This is a genomic window from Novosphingobium silvae (assembly GCF_009856825.1).
GTDB classification, from domain to species: Bacteria; Pseudomonadota; Alphaproteobacteria; order Sphingomonadales; family Sphingomonadaceae; genus Novosphingobium; species Novosphingobium silvae.
Window position 1 is genome coordinate 179,507 of record NZ_WVTD01000006.1, and the last position, 20,238, is coordinate 199,744.

The window sequence follows — 20,238 nt, forward strand, 5'->3', positions numbered from 1 at the left end:
TTGTTGGCGCAGGCGTCGGCGCAGGCGTCGGCGTTGGTGCCGGAGTTGGCGCAGGCGCTGGAGTCGGCGACGGAGTGGGGCTTGGAGCGGGCGTTGGCGCCGGTGTTGGCGACGGAGTGCCGCCGCCGGGTGCCGGCAGGGGAGCAGGAGTCGATCCCACCTGGCCGCCACCGCTTCCGCCGCCCCCGCATGCGCTCAGCGCCATGGCCAGCGCGCCCACCGCAACCGCGTTCCGCAGGTCACGAACCGATCGCGCCCCACCTTCCCTCAATGCCTTCGTCATGTATCCACGTCGCCCGTTTGGACCGCAGCCGCTGCTGAACGCGAATGGCTTCGGTCGATGTACCCGATGTCGACGCTTTAGCTGCAATTGATTGCAGCTTGCCAAAGCAGCTCCGGGGGCGGTTACTTACGAGCGGGAAAAGGCCGGGGAAGGCACAGATTTTAGGAAAGGGCGCCGCCGACCGGACGGCGCCCTTTTTCAGGGTCAGGAAATACCGGCGAGCGCGAGCAGCGCCTCGGTCGAAGGGTCGAAGGTAGTGTTGCCCTGCTCGATCTGCTTGGCGATTTCCTTGCCCAACTCGACGCCGAACTGGTCGAACGGATTGATGCCCATCAGCACCGCATTGGCGAAAGTGCGATGTTCATGGAAAGCAACCAGCGCGCCGAAAGTGGCGGGGCTGACTTCGTCGAGCAGGATCGTCGCCGAAGGGCGGTCCCCCGGGTATGCCCGTGCCGGATCTTCGCTCGCCTTGCCGGCCATCAGCGCCGCGCCTTGCGCAAAGCAGTTCGACAGCAGAATGCGGTGGTGATCGAAGGCAAGGTCGTGCCCCGGCGCGATCGACGCGATGAAATCGACCGGCACCACATTGGTGCCCTGGTGCAGCAGCTGGAAAACGGCGTGCTGGGCGTCGGTACCCACCCCGCCCCAGGTGATGGGCGCCGTCGGACCGTCCACCGGCGAGCCGTCGGCCTTCACGCTCTTGCCGTTCGATTCCATCTCGAGCTGCTGAAGGTAGTCGGGAAGCAGCGCAAGCCGCTCGTCATAGGCAAAGACCGCGCGCGTCTGGCAGCCCCGCAGGCGAGTATAGTACTGGTCACCAAAGGCCGCGCGGAGAGGCAGGTTTGCCATGCCATCCGTGTCACGGAAGTGCTCGTCCATGGCTGCCGCACCGGCAAGGAACTCCGCGAAGTCCGGCCAGCCGAGCGCCATCGCCACCGGAAACCCGATCGAGGACCAGAGCGAGTAGCGCCCGCCGACGCTTTCCGAGAACGGCAGGATCCGCGTCTCGTCCACGCCCCACTCGATCGCCTTGCGAGGCGAGGCGGTCAGCGCGACGACGCGGCCATAGGGATCCTCAACGCCGCTCTCGCGCAGCCAGGAAATGGCGCTCTCGGCGTTGGTCATGGTCTCGATCGTAGTGAAGGTCTTGGAGGCGACCGCCAGCATCGTCGTCGCCGGATCGCACGCCGCGAATGCCTCTTCCAGCGCGCAACCGTCGATGTTCGAGACAACATGCACGTCCACCAGCGCGCCTTCCCGCGCCAGCGCATCCACCGCAAGTGCCGGCCCCAGCGCCGAACCACCGATACCGATGTGGATGAGGTGCTTCACCTCGCCCATCGCGCCCCGGTGGATGGCCTCCACGATCGCGGCCATGCGGTGGTGGTTCTCGGCGGCGAGGCGGACGCTCTCGTCCTTGCCCACGCCCCGCTGCGCCGTGTGCTCCGCCGCGCGGCCTTCGGTCGGATTGACGATCTCGCCCCCGAAAAGAGCTGCGCGGCGCCCGTCAAAGTCCATCGCCTCGGCCAGTTCCTCGAAAGCCGCGACATGCGCTCCATCGAGGTGGGTCTTGGACCAGTCGAAACGAATGCCGGTGGAGCTTTCCTCGTCTCCGAGCTCGATGCGGGAGGCGAAAGTGTCCAGCCGGTTCGGGTCGGCGTCGAACAGCGCCTTGAGAGTCGGCTTCTCCAGCCCCTGCAGCTTCGTCCAGACCGCTTCGCTCATGCCGTGCATCTCCTCTTGAGCATTCGGCGGCCTTATGCGTGCCGCAACTGCGAAATCCAAGCGCGAGTTGTACAATAATCGGTCGCCATGGCACCTTGGCAGGGATCGCACTTGACGGGAGCGGGCCCGCGTGGGCAAGGGTCTGAGCCATGAGCGACACGCACAGCGCCACCAAGACCGAGGCACCCGACACCGCCTCCGCAGCCGCCGGCGCGAAGCCCGCCGCAACGCCGCAGAAGGACGAAAGCTTCTTCTCCTTCCTGGCCTGGCTCGTGCTGGGAGTGCTGATCCTGCGCAGCTTCATCATCTCGCCGTTCAACATCCCGAGCGAGTCGATGCTGCCGCGTTTGCTGACGGGCGACTATCTGTTCGCCACCAAGTGGTCCTACGGCTTTTCGAAGTATTCGCTGCCTTTCAGCGTTCCGATCATTCCCGGCCGCATCCTCGCCAGCCAGCCCGAGCGCGGCGACGTGGTGATCTTCAAGGCTCCTCCGGGCAACGACGTCGATTACATCAAGCGCGTCATCGGCCTGCCGGGCGACGAAGTGCAGATGAAGGCCGGGCAGGTGTGGCTCAACGGCAAGGCCGTCCCCAAGGTGAAGGTCGCCGACTTCGTGGTTCCCGTCAGCCCCAACACCGACTGCGGCCCGGGCTTCGACGGCACCGACAACGGAGTGGCGGTGTGCCGCTACCCGCAGTTCCGCGAAACGCTTCCCAACGGCAAGACCTATACCGTGCTCGACATGGGGCAGACGCCGCAGGACGACACGGGCGTGTTCATCGTGCCCGAGGGCCACATGTTCCTCATGGGCGACAACCGCGACAATTCCATGGACAGCCGCTTCCCCGCGGTCGAAGGCGCCGGCATCGGCATCGTCCCTCAGGAAAACCTCGTCGGCAAGGCGGCGGTCATGATGTTCTCCACGGACGGCTCGTCCGAATGGATCAAGCCATGGACCTGGTTCACCGCAGCGCGCTGGAACCGCATCGGGAGCGTCATCTGAGTGCTTGACGCGCAGACCCGCGCTTTCCTCACCGAACACGCCGGCTACACGCCGGTCGATGAAGGTCTCTGGCTTGCCGCCCTTACGCACGGCTCCACGGGCGAGAAGCGAAACTACGAAAGGCTCGAGTTCCTGGGTGACCGGGTCCTGGGGCTTTCCGTCGCCGACTGGCTCTACCGCAACAGCGAGGAGGCCGAAGGCCGCCTTTCGCAGCGCCTCAACGCGCTGGTCAGCCGCAGCACCTGTGCCACGATCGCGCGGGAGATCGGCCTGGGAAGGCACATGCGCCTTGGCAAGCAGGCCCGGGACGATGGCGGCGAGGATTCGGAAAACATCCTGGGCGACGTGATGGAAGCGATGATCGGCGCCTGCTTCACCGAGCGGGGCTTCGACACGGCACGCGACATGGTGCTGGCACTCTGGGGCGATACCCTTCAGGGCAAGACCGGCAAGCGCAAGCATCCCAAGTCCGCGCTCCAGGAATGGACGGCCGGCAACCGGCGCCGGATGCCCGAATACAAGCTGGTCCATCGTTCCGGACCGGACCACGCGGCGCGCTTCACCGTCGAGGTCTCCGTCCACAACGTGGGCGCCGCGCAGGCCACAGCCAATTCAAAGCAGGACGCCGAAACGCAGGCGGCCGAAGAATTCATGAGGAAGTTCGGATGACGCAATCCTGCGGTCTCGTTGCCGTGCTCGGCGCTCCCAATGCGGGCAAGTCGACGCTGGTAAACGCGCTGGTCGGCCAGAAAGTGGCGATAACCTCGGCAAAGGCGCAGACCACTCGCGCCCGCCTGCTCGGCATCGCGCTTGAGGGCGAGACGCAAATCATTCTCGCGGACACCCCGGGCATCTTCGCGCCCCGTCGCCGCCTCGACCGGGCGATGGTTGCCGCGGCATGGGAAGGCGCGCAGGAAGCCGACGCGATCCTGCTCGTCGTCGATGCGGTCAAGCTGCGCCGCCACGAACTTGCACCTCTTCTCGAGACGCTGAAGGACCGGCCCGAGCGCAAATTGCTGGTGCTCAACAAGGTGGATACGAGCGCCAAGGAAAAGCTGCTGCAGCTGGCGCAGGAATTCACCGCCGAGGTCGCGTTCGACGAGGTGTTCTTCATCTCCGCCCTGACCGGCGATGGCGTACCCGAACTCAAGACCTGGATTGCCAAGCAGATGCCCGAAGGTCCGTGGCACTATCCCGAGGACCAGGTCTCGGATGCCAGCGAGCGTCTTCTCGCATGCGAGATCACGCGCGAGCAGCTTTACCGCCAGCTCCACGAGGAACTTCCCTACGATGCCGCCGTCCGGCCCGAGAGCTATACCGTGCGCAAGGACGGCTCGGTGGAGATCCGCCAGCAGATTGTCGTCGCACGCGATGGGCAGAAGGCTATTGTCCTTGGCAAGCGCGGCGCCCGGATCAAGGCCATCGGCGAGGCGGCGCGCAACGAACTTGCCGAGGTGCTCGGGCAGAAGGTCCACCTGTTCCTCCACGTCAAGGTCGAGGAGGACTGGGCCGAGACCGCGCGCGACATCTATGAGGAAATCAGGCTGGACTGGGTGAAGTGATGAAGGCGGCCCTGGGCACGGTGGCGGCGACGGCGCTGCTCCTGGGCGGATGTGCCACGCCTTACATGAGGGCGGTGGCCGCCGAGAAGACGCAGGTCGCGGCGCTGGAGGAAAGCCTGGTAGGTGCGCGCTACGTCGCCCTTGGATCCTCCTTCGCGGCAGGGCCGCAACTTCCCCCTGCCAAGCCCAGCTGGCCGGCGCGTTGCGGGCAGAGCCTCAACAACTATCCCACGCTTCTTGCCGAACGCTTCGGGATGGTCCTGATCGACCGTACCTGTTCGGGCGCCACGACCGACAATGTGCTTGGCCCCTGGAACGAGATCCCGCCGCAGATCTCAAGCGTGACGGCTCAGACGCGGCTCGTCACCGTGACGATCGGCGGCAACGATCTTTCCTACATCGGCAACCTCTTCTCGGCGACCTGTGCCTTCAATTCGCGGATCATCGCCGCTTCGGGCGCGAAGACCCGCGCCTGCGGCCCTGTTCGCGTGCCTACAGAGGCGGACTACACGCGCGACGAGGCGCAGCTGAACGAGATCGCCCGTCGCCTGAAGGCCGCAGCCCCGCAGGCGCGCATCGTCTTCGTGCAGTATCTGACCCCCCTGCCGAAACCCGGAGCCCTTTGCGCGGCCACCCCCGTGAGCGAAACCGATGCCGCCATCGTGCGGGAGATCGGCCGCCGCTTGGCCGAGATCACCGGCCGGGTCGCACAGGCACACGGGATCGTCACGGTCGAGATGAACCAGGCATCCGCCACGCATACGCCTTGCGACAAGGAGCCCTGGATGATCGGCTCGCCGCAGGGCTATGACGGCAGGCAAGGGCTGCAGTGGCACCTCAACAAGGCGGGCATGCAGGCGACGGCAGAGGGCATCGCGTTCTGGCTGATCAAGGCCGGCGTCAGGCCTGCAAAGCCGAGCGTCACGGTGGAGCCGGGCTCGAATCCCCCGGGGCAACCCGCGACGATCCCCGCTCCGGGAGCACCTAGGCCTGCGGTCCCCGTACCGGGCCCTACTCCCGACGCCAGGCCTGCGTCGGGGCCTCGCGGCTGATCGACTGCAGCGGCCCCTCGAGGCACGGCCACATCTCGCGTCGTATTTCTGCAACCTCGAGGCCGTAAGCGCCGCCTGAAACGAGCGTCCCTTCGGCCGCGTCGGAGAAAGGGTCGCAGATGGTCGCGCGGATCGCCGCCACAGCGCATCGAGCCGCGCAGGCGACGCTTGCCCCGGCCGGCCGGCGCAACTGGCCTGCCTCGCTGGGGCTTTACGTGCTGGCGGGCTTTGCCCTGCGGCTCATCATGCTGGGCAAGCCCGCGTTCCAGTCGGACGAGCAGTTTTATCTCCTCGTCGGCCAGCGCATGGCTTCGGGCGCGATCCCCTATGTCGATATCTGGGATCGCAAGCCATGGGGCCTGTTCGCGATCTTCCGCAGCGTCTACGCGCTCCCGATCGATCCGGTGCTCGCCTACCAGATCCTTGGCCTCGCATTCTCCGTCCTGACCGCGCTGGTGATCGAGCGGATCGCCCGGTTCATCGCTCCACCTGCGGCGGCCCGCCTTGCTGGGCTGGCCTATCTGGTCTGGCAGCCGGTATTCAACGTCGCGCTCGGCCAGTCCCCGGTCTTCTACAACTTGCCCGTCGCACTCGCAGCCCTCATGGTTCTGGAGGCGCGCATTCGTGTGAGGAGCCCCGCCCTTGCCCGCCGTGGGCTGGAGGCCATGCTGCTGGTGGGCCTTGCGATGCAGGTGAAGTACACGGCCATGTTCGAAGGCGTGGTCTTCGGCCTCATGCTGCTGGCGCGTGGGCGCGCGGATGGCTGGACTGCCGGTCGCCTCGCCGTGGTCGGCACGGGCTGGGTGGGCGCTGCGCTCGCGCCGACGCTTGCGGTCCTGCTCTGCTACCACTTGGCCGGCCATGGCGAGGCCTTCGTGCAGGCGAACTTCATCTCCATCCTGGGCCGATCTACCGACATCGGCGAAGCGTTGGTGCGGTTGACCAAGGAAGCCCTGGCTCTACTCCCTTTCGGGCTCGCGATTTTCCTGGCCCCTCGCTTGATCAGCCCGGCACGGGGAACGCACGGAGCGGTATTGCCAGACCTGCGGCTCTGGGGGCTGGCGGCGCTTGGCGGATTCCTCATCTTCGGTACCTGGTACGATCACTACCTTGGTCCCGTGCTCGTGCCCCTTTGCGTGCTCGCCGCGCCGGCCCTGGGCCGAACGGCTGCCGGCGAACGCTGGTTCGGTCAGGTGCTGCTGGGCTTTGGGCTGCTGGGCGGGATCGCCGTCCCGATGGCGCAAGTGGTGGAGCGTGGCACGGCGGCGCAATTCGCCTCTGCCAGCGATGCAGTCGCGCGCGAACTGCATGGCCGCTGCCTGTTCGTGTATGAAGGCGACAGCGCGCTATACCGCACGACGCAGGCCTGCATCCCCAGCCGCTTCGCCTATCCCAGCCACCTCAACGCGCTGAACGAGGCACGGGCTCTTGGCACCGACCCGGTGGCCGAAACGCAGCGCGTCCTGACAAGCCGCCCCGGAGTGATCGTCACGGCAGAGACAGGCCGGCCGAACCACGTGAACGAGGCGACTCGCGCACTCGTTCGTGACACCGTGCGCAGGCATTACCGCAAGTACGCTGTGGTCGCGCTCGGCACCCGCAAGTTCGCCCTGTGGAAGCTTGGGGACGATAACGTCAGGAGGTAGCCTCGGGACTCCGGCTCCGGCCTCGTCCTATCGCGCCTTCGCGATGTTCATCCCGTGCTGGCGCGCGGCATCCTTGGTCGATTCCTCGGTGCGGTTGAGGGCTTTCGCGATCTCCTTGAGACCCTTGCCCTTGCCGGCAAGGGTCTGGAGCTTCTGCAGTTCCTCGGGCTTCCAGGGCTGCTTGTGCTTGGCGACCTTGTCGCTCATTCCGCTGCTTCCTTCGCCTTGCCGACTTCGGCTTTCTTCGCGCCGGCTTTCTTCGCCGGCGCTTTCTTCACCGCTGCCTTCTTTGCAGGCTCCTTCTTTGCCGGAGCCTTCTTGGCGGCCGCCTTCTTGGGCGCGGCCTTCTTCTTGCCCTTCGCCGGACCCTTGGCCGCCTTCTCGTCGATCAGGGTGATCGCCTGCTCGGCGGTCAGGTCCTCGGGCTTTACGTCGCGCGGGAGAGTGGCGTTGGTGGTGCCATCGGAAACGTAGGGGCCATAACGTCCCTCCATCACCTTGATCTCGCCGCCGTTGGTCGGGTGCGCGCCAAGCAGCTTGATCGGCTCCGCCTTGGCGCGGGCAGCGCCTCCGCGGTTGGCCGCATCCGCAAGCATCGATACGGCCGCGTTCATACCGGTGTCGAAGACTTCCGCGGTGGAGCGCAGCTTGGCGTACTTGCCGTCATGCGCAAGGTACGGGCCATAACGGCCGATGCTGGCGGTGATGTCCTTGTCCGTCTCGGGATGCCTGCCGACCGTGCGCGGCAGGCTCAACAGCTTGATCGCCCATTCGAGGGTCAGTTCGTCGATGTCCTTCGGGATCGAGGCGCGCTTGGCTTCCTTGCCTTCGCCGAGCTGGATGTAAGGCCCGAAGCGGCCGGAACGGCGCGTGATCTCCATGCCCGTTTCCGGATCCTGGCCAAGGCTTTCGTCGTCCCCGCCGTCACTGGCGCCACCGGGCTGTGCGAACTTGCGAGTGAACTTGCACTCCGGGTAGTTCGAACACGCCACAAAGGCGCCGTATCGCCCTCCGCGCAGGGACAGGCGCCCCTGCTCGCACTTGGGGCACAGGCGCGGATCGCTGCCGTCCGCCTTGGGCGGGAACAGGTAGTCGGACAGGAACTCGTCCAGAGCCTCGGTCACTTCCGAGGGCTTCTTCTCCATGACTTCGTCGGACTTCGGCTTGAAGTCGCGCCAGAACTGCGAAAGCAGCTCCTTCCACTCCTGCCGCCCGCCCGAGACATCGTCGAGCTCATCCTCCATGCCGGCGGTGAAATTGTAGGCGACGTAGCGCGGGAAGAAGCGCTCGAGGAAAGACGTGAGAAGCCGTCCGGATTCCTCGGCGAAGAAGCGGTTCTTCTCCGTGCGGACGTAGTTGCGGTCCTTGATGACCTGGATCGTCGCTGCGTACGTCGAGGGGCGGCCGATGCCCAGTTCCTCCAACCGCTTGACAAGGCTGGCCTCGGAAAACCGTGGCGGCGGCTGGGTGAAGTGCTGCTCGGCCGAAACCGACTTCTTGGCCGGCATGTCGCCCGCCTTCATGAACGGCAGCAGGCCGCCGTCGTCGTCCTCATCGCCCTTGTTGTCGCGCCCTTCCTCGTAGACCGCGAGAAAACCGGGGAACTTCACGACCTGTCCGGTGGCGCGCAGTTCATGCCGCCCGGTGCCGTCGCGCAGAGTGACAGTGGTGCGCTCCAGCTGCGCAGAAGCCATCTGGCTCGCCATGGCTCGCTTGAAGATGAGATCGTAAAGGCGCGCCTCGTCGCCCGAGCCGAAGCGATCCCGGGTGAAGTCGGTAGGGCGGATCGCCTCGTGCGCTTCCTGCGCGTTCTTGGCCTTGGTTTCGTAGTGCCGAGGCTTCTCGGGCAGATAGTGCCCGGAGTAGCGGTCGTTGATCGCGGCGCGGCATTCCGAAATTGCGCTGGGATCCATCTGCACGCCGTCGGTACGCATGTAGGTGATCGCACCGGCCTCGTAGAGGGACTGCGCAACCCGCATCGCCTGGCTGGCCGAGAAGCCGAGCTTGCGGGCGGCTTCCTGCTGCAGGGTCGAAGTGGTGAACGGCGGCTGTGGATTGCGGCGATGGGGCTTGGTTTCCACCCCTTCCACCTTGAACGCGCCCTGCTCCACCGCGGCCTTGGCGCGCATGGCGACGCCCTCTTCGCCAAGGCTCAGGCGATCGAGCTTCTGCCCCTCGAACGTCACCAGCTTGGCAGAGAAGTCCGTGCCGTCGTGCGCCATGAGGGCAGCGACTGACCAGTACTCCTGAGGACGGAACGCCTCGATCTCACGCTCCCGGTCGACGATCAGGCGCAGCGCGACGGACTGGACGCGGCCCGCCGACTTGGCTCCCGGCAGCTTGCGCCACAGCACCGGCGAAAGCGTGAAGCCGAACAGGTAATCCAGCGCGCGGCGCGCCAGGTAGGCGTCGATCAGGTCCTGGTCCAGCTCACGAGGCTGGGTCATCGCCCTGGTGACGGTGTCCTTCGTGATCGCATTGAAGGTGACGCGCTGCACGTCCTTGGGAAGCGCGCGGCGCTTGGCAAGCAGTTCGCGCACGTGCCACGAGATCGCCTCGCCTTCGCGATCAGGGTCGGTCGCAAGGATCAGGCGGTCCGCGGTCTTCGCGGCGTCGGTGATCGCCTTCACCTGCCGCTGCTTGTCGCCGTAAAGCTCCCAGTCCATCGCGAACTCCTCGTCCGGGCGGACCGAGCCGTCCTTGGGCGGCAGGTCGCGGACGTGGCCGTAGCTTGCGAGGACCTTGTAGTCCTTGCCCAGGTACTTCTCGATGGTCTTGGCCTTCGCAGGCGATTCGACGATTACAAGCTGCATTCTATTCTCGATCTGCCCTTACGCGTGCGCACGCATGCATACACGTACAAGGTGGGTCCCGGTCCGCCGGGGCGTCAACCCCTGTAGTGACTGGGCCCTGCGGTGATTGGGCCCCTGTCGTGATCAGACCCCTTCCGTGGTTGGGCCCTGCGCTTCCTCCTTGGCGCATTCGCGAGGCGGGATAAAGCCGCTCAGCCGTTTTCTCGGCCGAAATCGGGCGGAAGGATGCACTTGCCGGCATCGTACCGGCCGACGGACCGGATCACATCCGCCTTTTCGGGCTCTATGCGCCGGCCTGAGATCTGGCTGTCGATGATGCGGGTCAGCAGCTTGTCGAGGCGCGTGACCAGGTAGCAGTCGATCGCAGGCGGCGCGTGCGGATCGCCGATGCCGGAATCGTCGGTGAGGAACGCGTAGCGCGACTGTGTGGCGGCAGCCATCGCGCGCATCACGTACTCGGCAAGGTCGCCTACGCCCGATGCACCCACAGGCACAACCTGAACGCGCTGCGCACGCAAGTGCTCGGCCGCGAGCCAGGCGCGCGGCACATCCTCGGCATGGGGCGGAGCATCCGCCACCAGCACCAGCGTCTTCACCGCATCGCGCCGCCACTCCAGCCCGGCGGCCCGGACGAGAGCGTCCTGCATGGCCTCCTCGTAGTCCCCGCCGCCTCCCGCGAATTGCCGGCCCAGATTGCCGCGCGCTGTCGCGCCGTCGCCGGTGAAGGGAAAGGTCCGGGTGACGAACTCGTCGCCCTGGTCTCGATAGAAGGTCATGCCGATGCGGATGTCGAGTTCCGGATGGCGCTGGTTGAGGCTGGCCACGATGGAATCGAGCTCCGCCTGGAGGAACTGTAGCTCGTCTGACATCGATCCGGTCACATCCACCACGAGCGCAAGGTCGAGGCGCGTCACTTTGGCAGCCGCTCCTTCGATGGTGAAGCCGACGCGCGCCTTGCCCGCCGTGCGCGGCACATCCACCACGCGCCAGTCGCTCCCGCCTGCCCGGATGCGAACACTGGTGGAAAGCCGGTCCAGTCCGGGGAAGAAGGCCACGGTGCCGTCCGCCTGCGTGGTCAACGTCAAGCTGTTCCCGTCCGAACAGCGCAGCTCCACAGGTACGAACGGCGCTGGACGACCGCTTGCATCCTCGACCGCGACGGTCAGGAGCCTGGCCGTGTCCAGGACCGGCAGTGCCTTCACCTGCTGCCCGAGCCCTGAGCGGCGGACATAGGAGGCATAAAGCTCGGGATTGAGCAGATCGTCGTGCTCGCCCGCAGTCAGCATGCCGCTTTGCACCTGCTCGCGAGGACGCGAAGGATAGGAAGGGGAGCCGGCAGCGCTGCGGGCTGGAGCGCCAGTCGTCATCGCGACCGGTGGCGGCGCCGGCGCGGCAACTCTCGGTGCCGTCCCTGCGGCCGAGCTCCCGGGTGCTGGCGGGGCAGGCGGCGGCGGAGGAGGAGGTGGTGGTGGCGGCGGCGGCGGCGCCTCTCCGCTCGTTACCCGGCTCCCGGTGGTGACGATCTCCGCGTCCACCGGCGCGGAAGTGGGCGCCGATGTCGGCGTTCTTGCGGCCTGCTGCAAAGCGCTTTCCGCCTCAAGGCGTGGGAGTGGGTCGGGGCGGCGGCAATAGCCGCTGGCAGAGGATTGCTGCGGCGAGGCTCCCGCAGAAAGGGCTGCTGCATGGATTGGCACCGGCACTGCTGTACCCGAGATTGCTGCCATAAGCACTGCGGACAAGGTCTTACGCATTCAGCTTTCCCCTCTGTACTCACTTGCGTCAGCGGTGTCGCCGACGAAGCGCCACCGCGCCCATCTCAGCCAAGACTTACCCGTCCCCCTGCGTGGCGGACGAGTTGCCCGGACAGTTCCAGCTCAAGCAGCGCCAGCTGGACTGCAGAGGCGTTCGTATTCGACTGGCGGATCAGTTCGTCGACCGTGACCGGCGCCACGGAGAGGATGCCGGCAATATCCGCGGGACCTTCATCCTCCGCATCCGGATGGCTCGCGATGTTCCAGGCGAAGCTGTCCGCGCCGCCTTCCCGCAGCATCGCGCGCGGCTTGCCGGTGAAGCCCGAGAGCAGCTCGATCACGTCGGCCGCTCCCTGCACGAGGATGGCGCCGTCGCGGATGAGCTGATTGCATCCGTGCGAGCGGGGATCGACCGGTGAGCCGGGTACGGCCATGACTTCACGCCCCATCTCTCCCGCCAGGCGCGCGGTGATCAGCGAACCCGATTTGGGCGCCGCCTCGATAACGAGAGTGCCTGCGGCAAGTCCGGCGATGATGCGGTTGCGGGCGGGGAAGTGGCGGGCCAGCGGCTCCGTGCCCGGGGGCTGCTCGGCCAGCAGGAGCCCGCGTGTCGCGACCTCTTCCTGAAGGTTCGCGTGTTCGGGCGGATAAGCGACGTCGATGCCGCTGGCGATCACGCCGATGGTGGCGCCCGCCGCCAGCGCGCCCTGATGAGCCGCCCCGTCGATCCCTCGGGCAAGTCCGGAAACGACGGTCCAACCCTCACCCGCAAGGTCGTGCGCGATGTCCCGGGCGAACCGGATGGCGGCGGCCGATGCGTTGCGTGCACCGACAATGGCGACACACGGCTGCAGCGCGATCGAAATGTCACCCCTGAAGGTCAGGATCGGCGGAGCACCGTCCGCCTCGTTCAGGAAGGGAGGATACTCGGGCGAATCGTGAAACAGATAGCGCGCGCCGGCCTTGCGGACGGCCGCGATCTCGTCGTGAACACGGCGCTCGGGCGCGGCGGAATAGGGGCGGCCTGTCCGACCGGCGATCTGCGGCAGGGCCTCGACAGCGGCCACGGCATCGCCGAAGCGGGCCAGAAGCTGGCGATAGGAAACCGGGCCGACATTGGGCGAGCGCAGCAGGCGGATGCGCGCGAACGCTTCTTCCTGCGACAGCGTGCCGCGTGCTGGCCCGCCCGTGCTCATCCCTTCTTGCCGCTGCCGACGCGCGGCTCGGTTCCCGCGAGCAGGCGAGAGATATTCTCGCGATGCTGGAACAGCACCAGCGCGGCGATGAGCCCGAGCACCAGCGCCGCTTCCCGCTCTCCCAGCGCCAGCGCGGCGAGCGGCGCGACGATGGCCGCTGTCATCCCGGCGACGGAGGAAATGCGGATCGATGCCAGCAGCCCGATCCACGTGAGCGCGTAGGCAAGGCCAACCGGCCACGCGAGGCCGAACGCGATGCCGGCTGTGGTCGCCACGCCCTTGCCGCCCCTGAACCGCAGCCATACCGGAAAGCAGTGGCCCAGGAACGCCCCCAGGCCCGCCAATGCCGCCCAGTCCGGCCAGAGACGGCTGGCGATCAACACTGCGGCAAGTCCCTTCGCAAGGTCGAGCAGCAGTGTTGCCGCAGCCAGTCCCTTGCGTCCGGTGCGCAGCACGTTGGTGGCGCCGATATTCCCCGAACCGATGGCGCGCAGATCTCCGGCTCCGGACAGACGGGTGATGATGAGACCGAACGGTACGGAACCGAAGGCATAGCCGAGCGCAAGTGCGAGAATCCACTCCATGGGCATGGTCTTAGCGCCCTATCGCGCCAAGCAGAAGACAGGTTGCAGCATTGGACGTTGCCCTGTCCACGCCGAGGCGGTTAACAGGCAGCAAGGTCCAGGGACGAACAATGGCTTCCGATACGATGCGCGCGCCCACCGGCGCCACCTTCAATGCCGCCAATATAGAGCCATCCGCGCCGATCCTGCTGTTCGACTCAGGCGTTGGCGGCCTCACGGTGCTGGAAGAGGTCCGCAAGGCCCTACCCGACGCGCCAATCATCTATGCCGCCGACACGGCAGGGCTGCCCTATGGCACCAAGACAGAGGCGCAGATCGCCGCGCGGGTCGCGGGGCTGCTCGGCCGGCTGACCGAAAGACTGCGCCCGCGGCTCGTCTGCATCGCCTGCAACACCGCCTCCACGATCGCGCTGGGCATGGTGCGCGACGTTCTGGAAGTGCCGATCGTCGGCACCGTTCCGGCAATCAAGCCCGCGGCGGCGATGACGCGTACGGGCGTTATCGGCCTGCTCGGAACCGAGGCGACTGTGCGCCAGGCCTATGTCGACCGGCTGGCGCACGAATTCGCCTCCGACAAACGCCTGCTGCGCTACGGTGCGCCCGGCCTCGTCGAGGCGGCGGAAGCCAAGCTGCGCGGCGAACCCGTAGATCCCGCCGCCATTCGCCACGCGGCCGAAGCCCTGCGCGGCCAGCCCGGCGGAGAGCGGATGGATACCGTCGTGCTGGCCTGCACCCATTTCCCGCTGGTTCAAGCGGAACTGGCGGAGGCCTTGGGCAGCGACGTCCGCTTTGTCCATGGCGCACCCGGGATCGCCCGGCAGGTCGCACGTCTCACCGCGGGACAGGAATACGCTCGCCAACGCCCCGACATGGCGCTATTCACCGGGGCGGGAGACGTGTCCGACGCGCACCGCACGAAGCTGGCGCAGTACGGGCTGCTTGAGGTCGAGAGATTTTGACGCGACGCCTGAACATCTGGTTGCTGTCGCTGCTGATCATCGTTGGAATTCCTTACTACTGGTACCTGATAGATCCGGACGCCGGATCGGGTCCGGGGGAAGTGAATGCCGGCACGGGACAGGCAGCGGTGACTATGCCGCGACTGCGCGCGCTCGCCGCCGCATCGGGAGCGCCGCTGCCTCGTGCCCTGCGGGTGGAAACGGTGGGCGAGCGTTCGATCTCGGGCAACATGCTGGTCGCGGGCGGCGGGCTGCGGCCGGTGCCCACGGCCGTGCGCGCCTATCAACTGGTGATGCCGGGCACAGGACCGATCGTCATCGATGCCGGCGTCGCGCCGGAAGCCGTATCCGCGCACGATGTCGAGGAATTCAGGCCGGCGGCCCAGCGCCGGGTCGAACTCGCGCTTCGCCGTGCCTCGGCGATGGTCCTCCTCTCCGACCGTCCCGTGCACAACGGCGGGAAGGCTCCTGGCGCCCAGCATCCGCCCGGCGACCCCGCCCTGGCTCCCTACGCGCTCGCTCCTGGGGTGGTCGTCATTCCCGCCGCCGGTCTCGAGCCCGCGACCCGGATGATCTACGTCAGGCTCGCCGGTGGACGCGAGTACCTGTTCACGGGAGACGTGGCCAAGATGGATGCAAACTGGCGCAAGAGCCGCCTGCCCGCCCGTTTCGCCACACGGGACGAGCCGCCCGGTTTCCGCCGTGCGAACCTCGCTTGGTTGACCACGATCAATGCACTACACCGCGCCGCGCCGCAGATGGTCATCGTCAGTGGTCACCAACCGGGCAAAGTTCCGTTTTCCGCAGGCACGTTTTCCGATTAGACCTGCGGCACAAGCGGCTGGCATTGAATAACACGATAAGGTATTGGCCCCCGGAAAAGCTGTTCGCACCGTTGGTACGGCAAGCCGGGCAGGCAACGCAGGACACAGTCTCAACCGTGAACTACGAGCATATTTTCGACCAGGCGATCGAGCGGCTTCATTCCGAGGGCCGTTATCGCGTCTTCATCGACATCCTGCGCAACAAGGGTGCCTATCCCAACGCGCGCTGCTTTGCCGGCCACAACGGCCCGAAACCGATCACGGTGTGGTGCTCGAACGACTATCTCGCGATGGGCCAGCATCCCGAGGTGATCGAGGCCATGGAAGAGGCGCTGCACGACGTGGGCGCCGGCTCGGGCGGAACCCGCAACATCGGCGGCAACACGCACTACCACATCGAACTCGAGCGCGAACTCGCCGACCTTCACGGCAAGGAAGGCGCGCTGCTGTTCACTTCGGGCTACGTCTCGAACGATGCCACGCTTTCCACTCTGGCCAAGCTGCTGCCGGGCTGCGTGATCTTCTCGGACGAGCTGAACCATGCCAGCATGATCGCCGGCATTCGCAACTCCGGCTGCGAGAAGAAGGTCTGGCGTCACAACGACCTCGAACACCTCGAGGAACTGCTCGCCGCGATAGATCCCGCGGTGCCCAAGCTGATCGCGTTCGAGTCGGTGTACTCGATGGACGGGGATGTCGCTCCGATCCACGAGGTCTGCGACCTCGCTGAAAAGTACAACGCGCTCACCTACATCGACGAAGTCCACGCGGTTGGCATGTACGGCCCGCGCGGCGGCGGCATCACTGACCGGGACGAGGCCGCGCACCGGATCGACATCATCGAAGGCACGCTGGGCAAGGCATTCGGGGTGATGGGCGGCTATATCGCCACCAGCACCAAGATCATCGACTGCATCCGGTCCTATGCGCCGGGCTTCATCTTCACGACCTCGCTCTCGCCGGTGCTGGTCGCGGGAGTGCTGGCCTCGGTCCGGCACCTCAAGAGCTCGAGCGAGGAACGGGACGGGCAGCAGCGCTCCGCCGCGACGATGAAGCGGATGTTCCGCGACGCCGGCCTCCCCGTGATGGCTTCGACAACCCACATCGTGCCGCTCATGGTGGGGGATCCGGTGCGGGCCAAGCAGATCAGCGACATCCTGCTGGCCGAGTACGGCGCCTATGTGCAGCCCATCAATTTCCCCACCGTCCCGCGCGGGACGGAGCGCTTGCGGTTCACCCCGGGCCCTGCACATACCGAAGAGATGATGCGCGAGCTGACAGACGCCCTCGTCGAGATCTGGGAACGACTGGAACTGCGTCAGGCGGCCTGAACCACTCCGGGCGACGACCTCGCGCTTGATGCGCCCGGCGTACCTGCAACGCGCAGCCGGGCGGTTCCGGGGTTCTTCTTGTCGGGCGACCGGCAGCTCACTGCAAAGGCGGGCAGGCATCTGATGGCCGCGTGGAAGCTCTCACTGGCGGCGGTGCGCGGGTTGCAGTTGCCCTGCCGCGCAAGACCCGCAAGCTACCGGCCATGAACTTTCGCCCCACGCTTTCGCAGTTGCAAGATAATCTATCCTGAAATGCGGCATCGCGGCGAACGCGGGTCTTTTTCCAAGCCGGGTGCGTTCCCAAGTGAGCAGCCGTTGCCGCGCGCGGCAGTTCGCCGCGCTGCTTCCTGGCAACCGCAGGACTTGAGGAACAACCATGGCCAAGCTCTTCGAGCCGATCTCCATCGGCGATCTTACCCTTTCGAACCGGATCGTCATCGCGCCCATGTGCCAGTATTCCGCCGAGGAAGGGCGGATGACCGACTGGCACGCCATCCACCTTGGCCAGCTTGCGCTTTCCGGCGCGGCCCTGCTGACAATCGAAGCCACCGCCGTCACGCCGGAGGGACGGATCTCCTATGCCGATGTCGGGCTGTGGGACGATGCCACCGAGGAAGCGATGGGCAAGGTCCTGGAGACGGTGCGGCGCTGGTCCGACATGCCCATCGCCATCCAGTTGGCCCATGCCGGCCGCAAGGCGAGCACGGCCAGGCCGTGGGACGGGGGCGCCCAGATCGCGCCCGAAGCGCCGAATGGCTGGCAGACGGTCTCGTCATCCGACCTTCCGTTCGAAGCGCACGAGCATCCGCCCGTAGCCCTCGACCAGGAAGGCCTTGCCCGCATCCGGGAGGCCTTTGCCGATGCGGCGCGGCGATCCGACCGCCTGGGCATCGATGCGATCCAGATCCACGCGGCCCACGGCTATCTGCTCCACCAGTTCCTCTCGCCGCTCTCGAACCAGCGCACCGATGAATACGGCGGATCGCTGGAGAACCGCATGCGCTTCCCGCTGGAGGTCTTCGATGCGGTAAGGGCCGCCTTCCCTGCCGCCAAGCCCGTGACCGTGCGACTTTCCGGCACCGACTGGGCCGACGGCGGATGGGACGTCGAGCAGACGGTCGCGTTCTCGAAAGCCCTGGAAGAGCGCGGCGCTGCCGTCATCCATGTCTCGTCGGGAGGTCTGGCGGTGCAGCAGAAGATCCCCGTCGGCCCGAACTACCAGGTCCCTCTGGCCCGCAGCGTGAAGGAAGCGGTATCGATCCCGGTCGTCGCCGTTGGCCTCATCACCGAGCCCGAACAGGCGGAGGCGATCGTCGCGACCGGTGACGCCGACATGATCGCCCTCGCCCGCACGGTGCTTTACGATCCCCGCTGGCCCTGGCACGCGGCGGCTGCCCTTGGTGCAACGATGAAAGTCGCGCCGCAATTCCTTCGCAGCCAGCCCCGGCAGTTCAAGGATCTTTTCGTCAGTTCCTGACCATAGGAATGTGGACGCCGCTCCCTTGAGCCATGGGGAGCGGCGCCTCGCGGCTGCCGTCACGCGTCCCGGAGTGGTCCAGTTCGGGACGAAGGCTTGACCGCGCCCGTTAATCCGCGCCTTGGTGTGCCACGAAGGCCGGGCACTGCGTTCGGTGCGGCGGGGGCGCGCGGATGACGACACGGTGGCACGGCGGGAGCAAGGCGGGTTGGCTTCCGTGGATCTGCGCGACAGTGGCCGCGGCGTTCTTCGCCTCGACCATCCTGCAGTTCTTCCCGAATTCCAACGGTCGCCTGGGGTACGACTACGGCCTGTTCCTCCCCTGGATGACCGCCGGGCACTTCTGGTACACCGTCAACGGCCCCTTCGTGCCGCCGGAGTTCGTGCCCTCGTTCTGCGGGGGTATTCCGTTCCTGTTCAATCCGCAGTCGGTCTACTGGTCGCTGCCGCAGGCGCTGATGACGGTCCTGCCGCCGCTCGCAAGCCTTGCGGTGTCGTGGATCACCTTCGGCGTGCTTGGCGCGTTGGGCATGTTCCTGCTGCTGCGCCGCACATTCTCCGTCTCCTGCCCTGCCGCGCTGGCGGGAGCATCGATCTTCCTGTTGAACGGGTTCTACATCGATCGGATGATCGTTGGCCACGTGACATTCCACGGGGTCATGCTGCTTCCCTGGATAGCGTTCCTGCTTTTCGCCCGAAGTGGCGGGCGTCGGCGACTTGCACCTGCAGCCCGGGGCATCGGCGCGGGCCTGATGCTGGCGTATCTCTTCTACAGTGGCGGCACGAACACGATCCTGCCGATGCTGTTGGCGCTGGCGGTCCTCGCTCTGCTGCTGGTGCATCAGGGGCGTTGGCATCGCGGGATCGTCTGGGTCACAGTGCTGGCTTTTGCCCTCTTCCTGGCCCTCAGCGCTTACAAGCTCGTCCCGGCGCTCGCCTTCGCCGGCAACGTCGTGCGGCCGGTCAGCCTGCGGATGACGGGCAGCCTGCCCGCACTGGTGAGCGGCGCAGGTCTGTCGCTCTTCGTTCCGCAACTGCTTGCCTACCTTCCTGCCGAGACGCTGGTGCTCGACCGGGTGGAGTTCGAGTACGGCGTCGGCATCATGCCGCTGATCGCGGTCGTCTGCGGTATCGTGTGCGCTGTCCGACGCAGAGAGCTTGCGCCTCTGCTGAAGGGCTCATGCGCCCTGCCGCTCGCAGCTGGCGCGGTCCTCCTGACTGTGCCGATCCTCGTCAACTGGGATGCCTTGGGCCTGCGCTGGCTGGTGCTGCACGTGCCGGTCCTGAAGATGATGTCGGTCATGCTGCGCTTCTGGTTCGCCTACGTGCCGCTGCTTTGCGTGCTGACGGCTCTCCTACTGGACTATGTGATCCATGACCCCGCCCGCCGCGCAATCTGGTCGAGCGCTGCGATCGCGCTCACCATCGGGCAGAGCGCGCTGACCGACATGGACTACTACGCCTCGCAGCAATACGATCCGTCGGCGCTGGTTGCCGCACACGCGCGCATCCGCGCGGGCGGAACCGTGCCGCCGATCGGCCGCATCGCCGACCCCTGGGCGCCGTCCAGCGCTGCTCAGCAACGCCGCCTGACTGCGCGCAACGATGCCATGAGCTTCGGAGTCAGCGCCTATCCCTGTTACGAGCCGATGTTCGGCTACCGCATGGAAGTGTTTCGGCCGGGGCGGCTCGCCACCGGCCCTGCGCTGGAAGACCGCAACGGCCTGCTCAACCTGAAGAACCCATCCTGCTACGTCTACCCGCGCGAGAACCAGTGCCGTCCCGGCGACGAGTTCACGCGTCGACAGCGCTTGCAGGCCGAAGCATTCAGCCACTACCGACCGTTCCCTTACGAGCGTCCCTTGCGCCAGACTGTCGCGGGCTGGCTGAGCCTCTTTACGTTCATCGGTTGCCTCCTGGCGCTGGCTGCGATTGCCGCCCTCACCTGGAAAGCCCGCCGCAGCCCAGTGCCCTCCCGTCCCTGACACACGAAAAATCCCCCGGAACCGCAGTTCCGAGGGATTTTTCGAT

16 protein-coding genes are annotated in these 20,238 nt (G+C 66.5%); 10 read left to right on the forward strand and 6 right to left on the reverse strand.

Going from position 1 to position 20,238, the window contains the following annotated elements:
• Positions 1-487: 487 nt before the first annotated feature.
• Positions 488-2,008, reverse strand: a complete 1,521-nt coding sequence (gene pgi / locus GR702_RS10390; RefSeq protein ID WP_160985809.1) for a glucose-6-phosphate isomerase — start codon at positions 2,006-2,008, stop codon at positions 488-490.
• A 149-nt stretch (positions 2,009-2,157) separates the two neighbouring features.
• Between pgi and lepB the strand changes: the two genes are divergently transcribed.
• The 5 genes from lepB to GR702_RS10415 all read left to right on the forward strand — a co-directional run bounded on the left by lepB (position 2,158) and on the right by GR702_RS10415 (position 7,272).
• On the forward strand, positions 2,158-3,012 hold the full coding sequence (gene lepB / locus GR702_RS10395) for a signal peptidase I (RefSeq protein ID WP_160985810.1): 855 nt from the start codon (positions 2,158-2,160) through the stop codon (positions 3,010-3,012).
• Positions 3,013-3,681, forward strand: coding sequence for a ribonuclease III (rnc, locus tag GR702_RS10400; protein WP_160985811.1), 669 nt, complete (start codon positions 3,013-3,015; stop codon positions 3,679-3,681).
• Positions 3,678-4,574: a GTPase Era gene (gene era, locus GR702_RS10405; protein ID WP_160985812.1), complete on the forward strand. Its 897-nt coding sequence runs from the start codon at positions 3,678-3,680 to the stop codon at positions 4,572-4,574. Before rnc ends, era begins: the two co-directional genes overlap by 4 nt.
• Positions 4,574-5,626, forward strand: a complete 1,053-nt coding sequence (locus GR702_RS10410) for an SGNH/GDSL hydrolase family protein (protein ID WP_160985813.1) — start codon at positions 4,574-4,576, stop codon at positions 5,624-5,626. Before era ends, GR702_RS10410 begins: the two co-directional genes overlap by 1 nt.
• A gap of 119 nt (positions 5,627-5,745) precedes the next feature.
• Positions 5,746-7,272, forward strand: coding sequence for a hypothetical protein (locus GR702_RS10415; protein ID WP_160985814.1), 1,527 nt, complete (start codon positions 5,746-5,748; stop codon positions 7,270-7,272).
• Between the two features lie 27 nt (positions 7,273-7,299).
• Here GR702_RS10415 and GR702_RS10420 read toward each other — a convergent pair whose 3' ends face one another.
• The 5 genes from GR702_RS10420 to plsY all read right to left on the reverse strand — a co-directional run bounded on the left by GR702_RS10420 (position 7,300) and on the right by plsY (position 13,616).
• Positions 7,300-7,479 carry a hypothetical protein gene (locus tag GR702_RS10420; protein ID WP_008828827.1) on the reverse strand — a complete coding sequence of 60 codons (180 nt, stop codon included), beginning with the start codon at positions 7,477-7,479 and terminating at the stop codon, positions 7,300-7,302.
• Entirely contained in the window at positions 7,476-10,085 is a 2,610-nt protein-coding gene (gene topA / locus GR702_RS10425) for a type I DNA topoisomerase (RefSeq protein WP_160985815.1), read from the reverse strand. Before topA ends, GR702_RS10420 begins: the two co-directional genes overlap by 4 nt.
• Before the next feature lie 191 nt (positions 10,086-10,276).
• Complete coding sequence (locus GR702_RS10430) at positions 10,277-11,371, reverse strand: vWA domain-containing protein (protein ID WP_237449656.1); 1,095 nt, start codon at positions 11,369-11,371, stop codon at positions 10,277-10,279.
• 530 nt (positions 11,372-11,901) lie between these two features.
• Entirely contained in the window at positions 11,902-13,032 is a 1,131-nt protein-coding gene (dprA, locus tag GR702_RS10435) for a DNA-processing protein DprA (RefSeq protein ID WP_160985817.1), read from the reverse strand.
• Positions 13,029-13,616 carry a glycerol-3-phosphate 1-O-acyltransferase PlsY gene (gene plsY / locus GR702_RS10440; protein WP_160985818.1) on the reverse strand — a complete coding sequence of 196 codons (588 nt, stop codon included), beginning with the start codon at positions 13,614-13,616 and terminating at the stop codon, positions 13,029-13,031. Before plsY ends, dprA begins: the two co-directional genes overlap by 4 nt.
• A gap of 110 nt (positions 13,617-13,726) precedes the next feature.
• Between plsY and murI the strand changes: the two genes are divergently transcribed.
• From murI to GR702_RS10465, 5 genes are all read left to right on the forward strand, one after another.
• Positions 13,727-14,575: a glutamate racemase gene (murI, locus tag GR702_RS10445; protein WP_160985819.1), complete on the forward strand. Its 849-nt coding sequence runs from the start codon at positions 13,727-13,729 to the stop codon at positions 14,573-14,575.
• Complete coding sequence (locus GR702_RS10450) at positions 14,572-15,399, forward strand: hypothetical protein (protein WP_160985820.1); 828 nt, start codon at positions 14,572-14,574, stop codon at positions 15,397-15,399. The genes murI and GR702_RS10450 overlap by 4 nt, the downstream gene beginning before the upstream one ends.
• A 116-nt stretch (positions 15,400-15,515) precedes the next feature.
• Positions 15,516-16,730, forward strand: a complete 1,215-nt coding sequence (gene hemA / locus GR702_RS10455; protein WP_160985821.1) for a 5-aminolevulinate synthase — start codon at positions 15,516-15,518, stop codon at positions 16,728-16,730.
• A 376-nt stretch (positions 16,731-17,106) separates the two neighbouring features.
• Positions 17,107-18,207 (forward strand): NADH:flavin oxidoreductase/NADH oxidase, encoded by a 1,101-nt coding sequence (locus GR702_RS10460; protein ID WP_160985822.1) that lies wholly within the window; start codon positions 17,107-17,109, stop codon positions 18,205-18,207.
• 173 nt (positions 18,208-18,380) lie between these two features.
• Positions 18,381-20,192 (forward strand): hypothetical protein, encoded by a 1,812-nt coding sequence (locus GR702_RS10465; protein WP_160985823.1) that lies wholly within the window; start codon positions 18,381-18,383, stop codon positions 20,190-20,192.
• Positions 20,193-20,238: the final 46 nt, after the last annotated feature.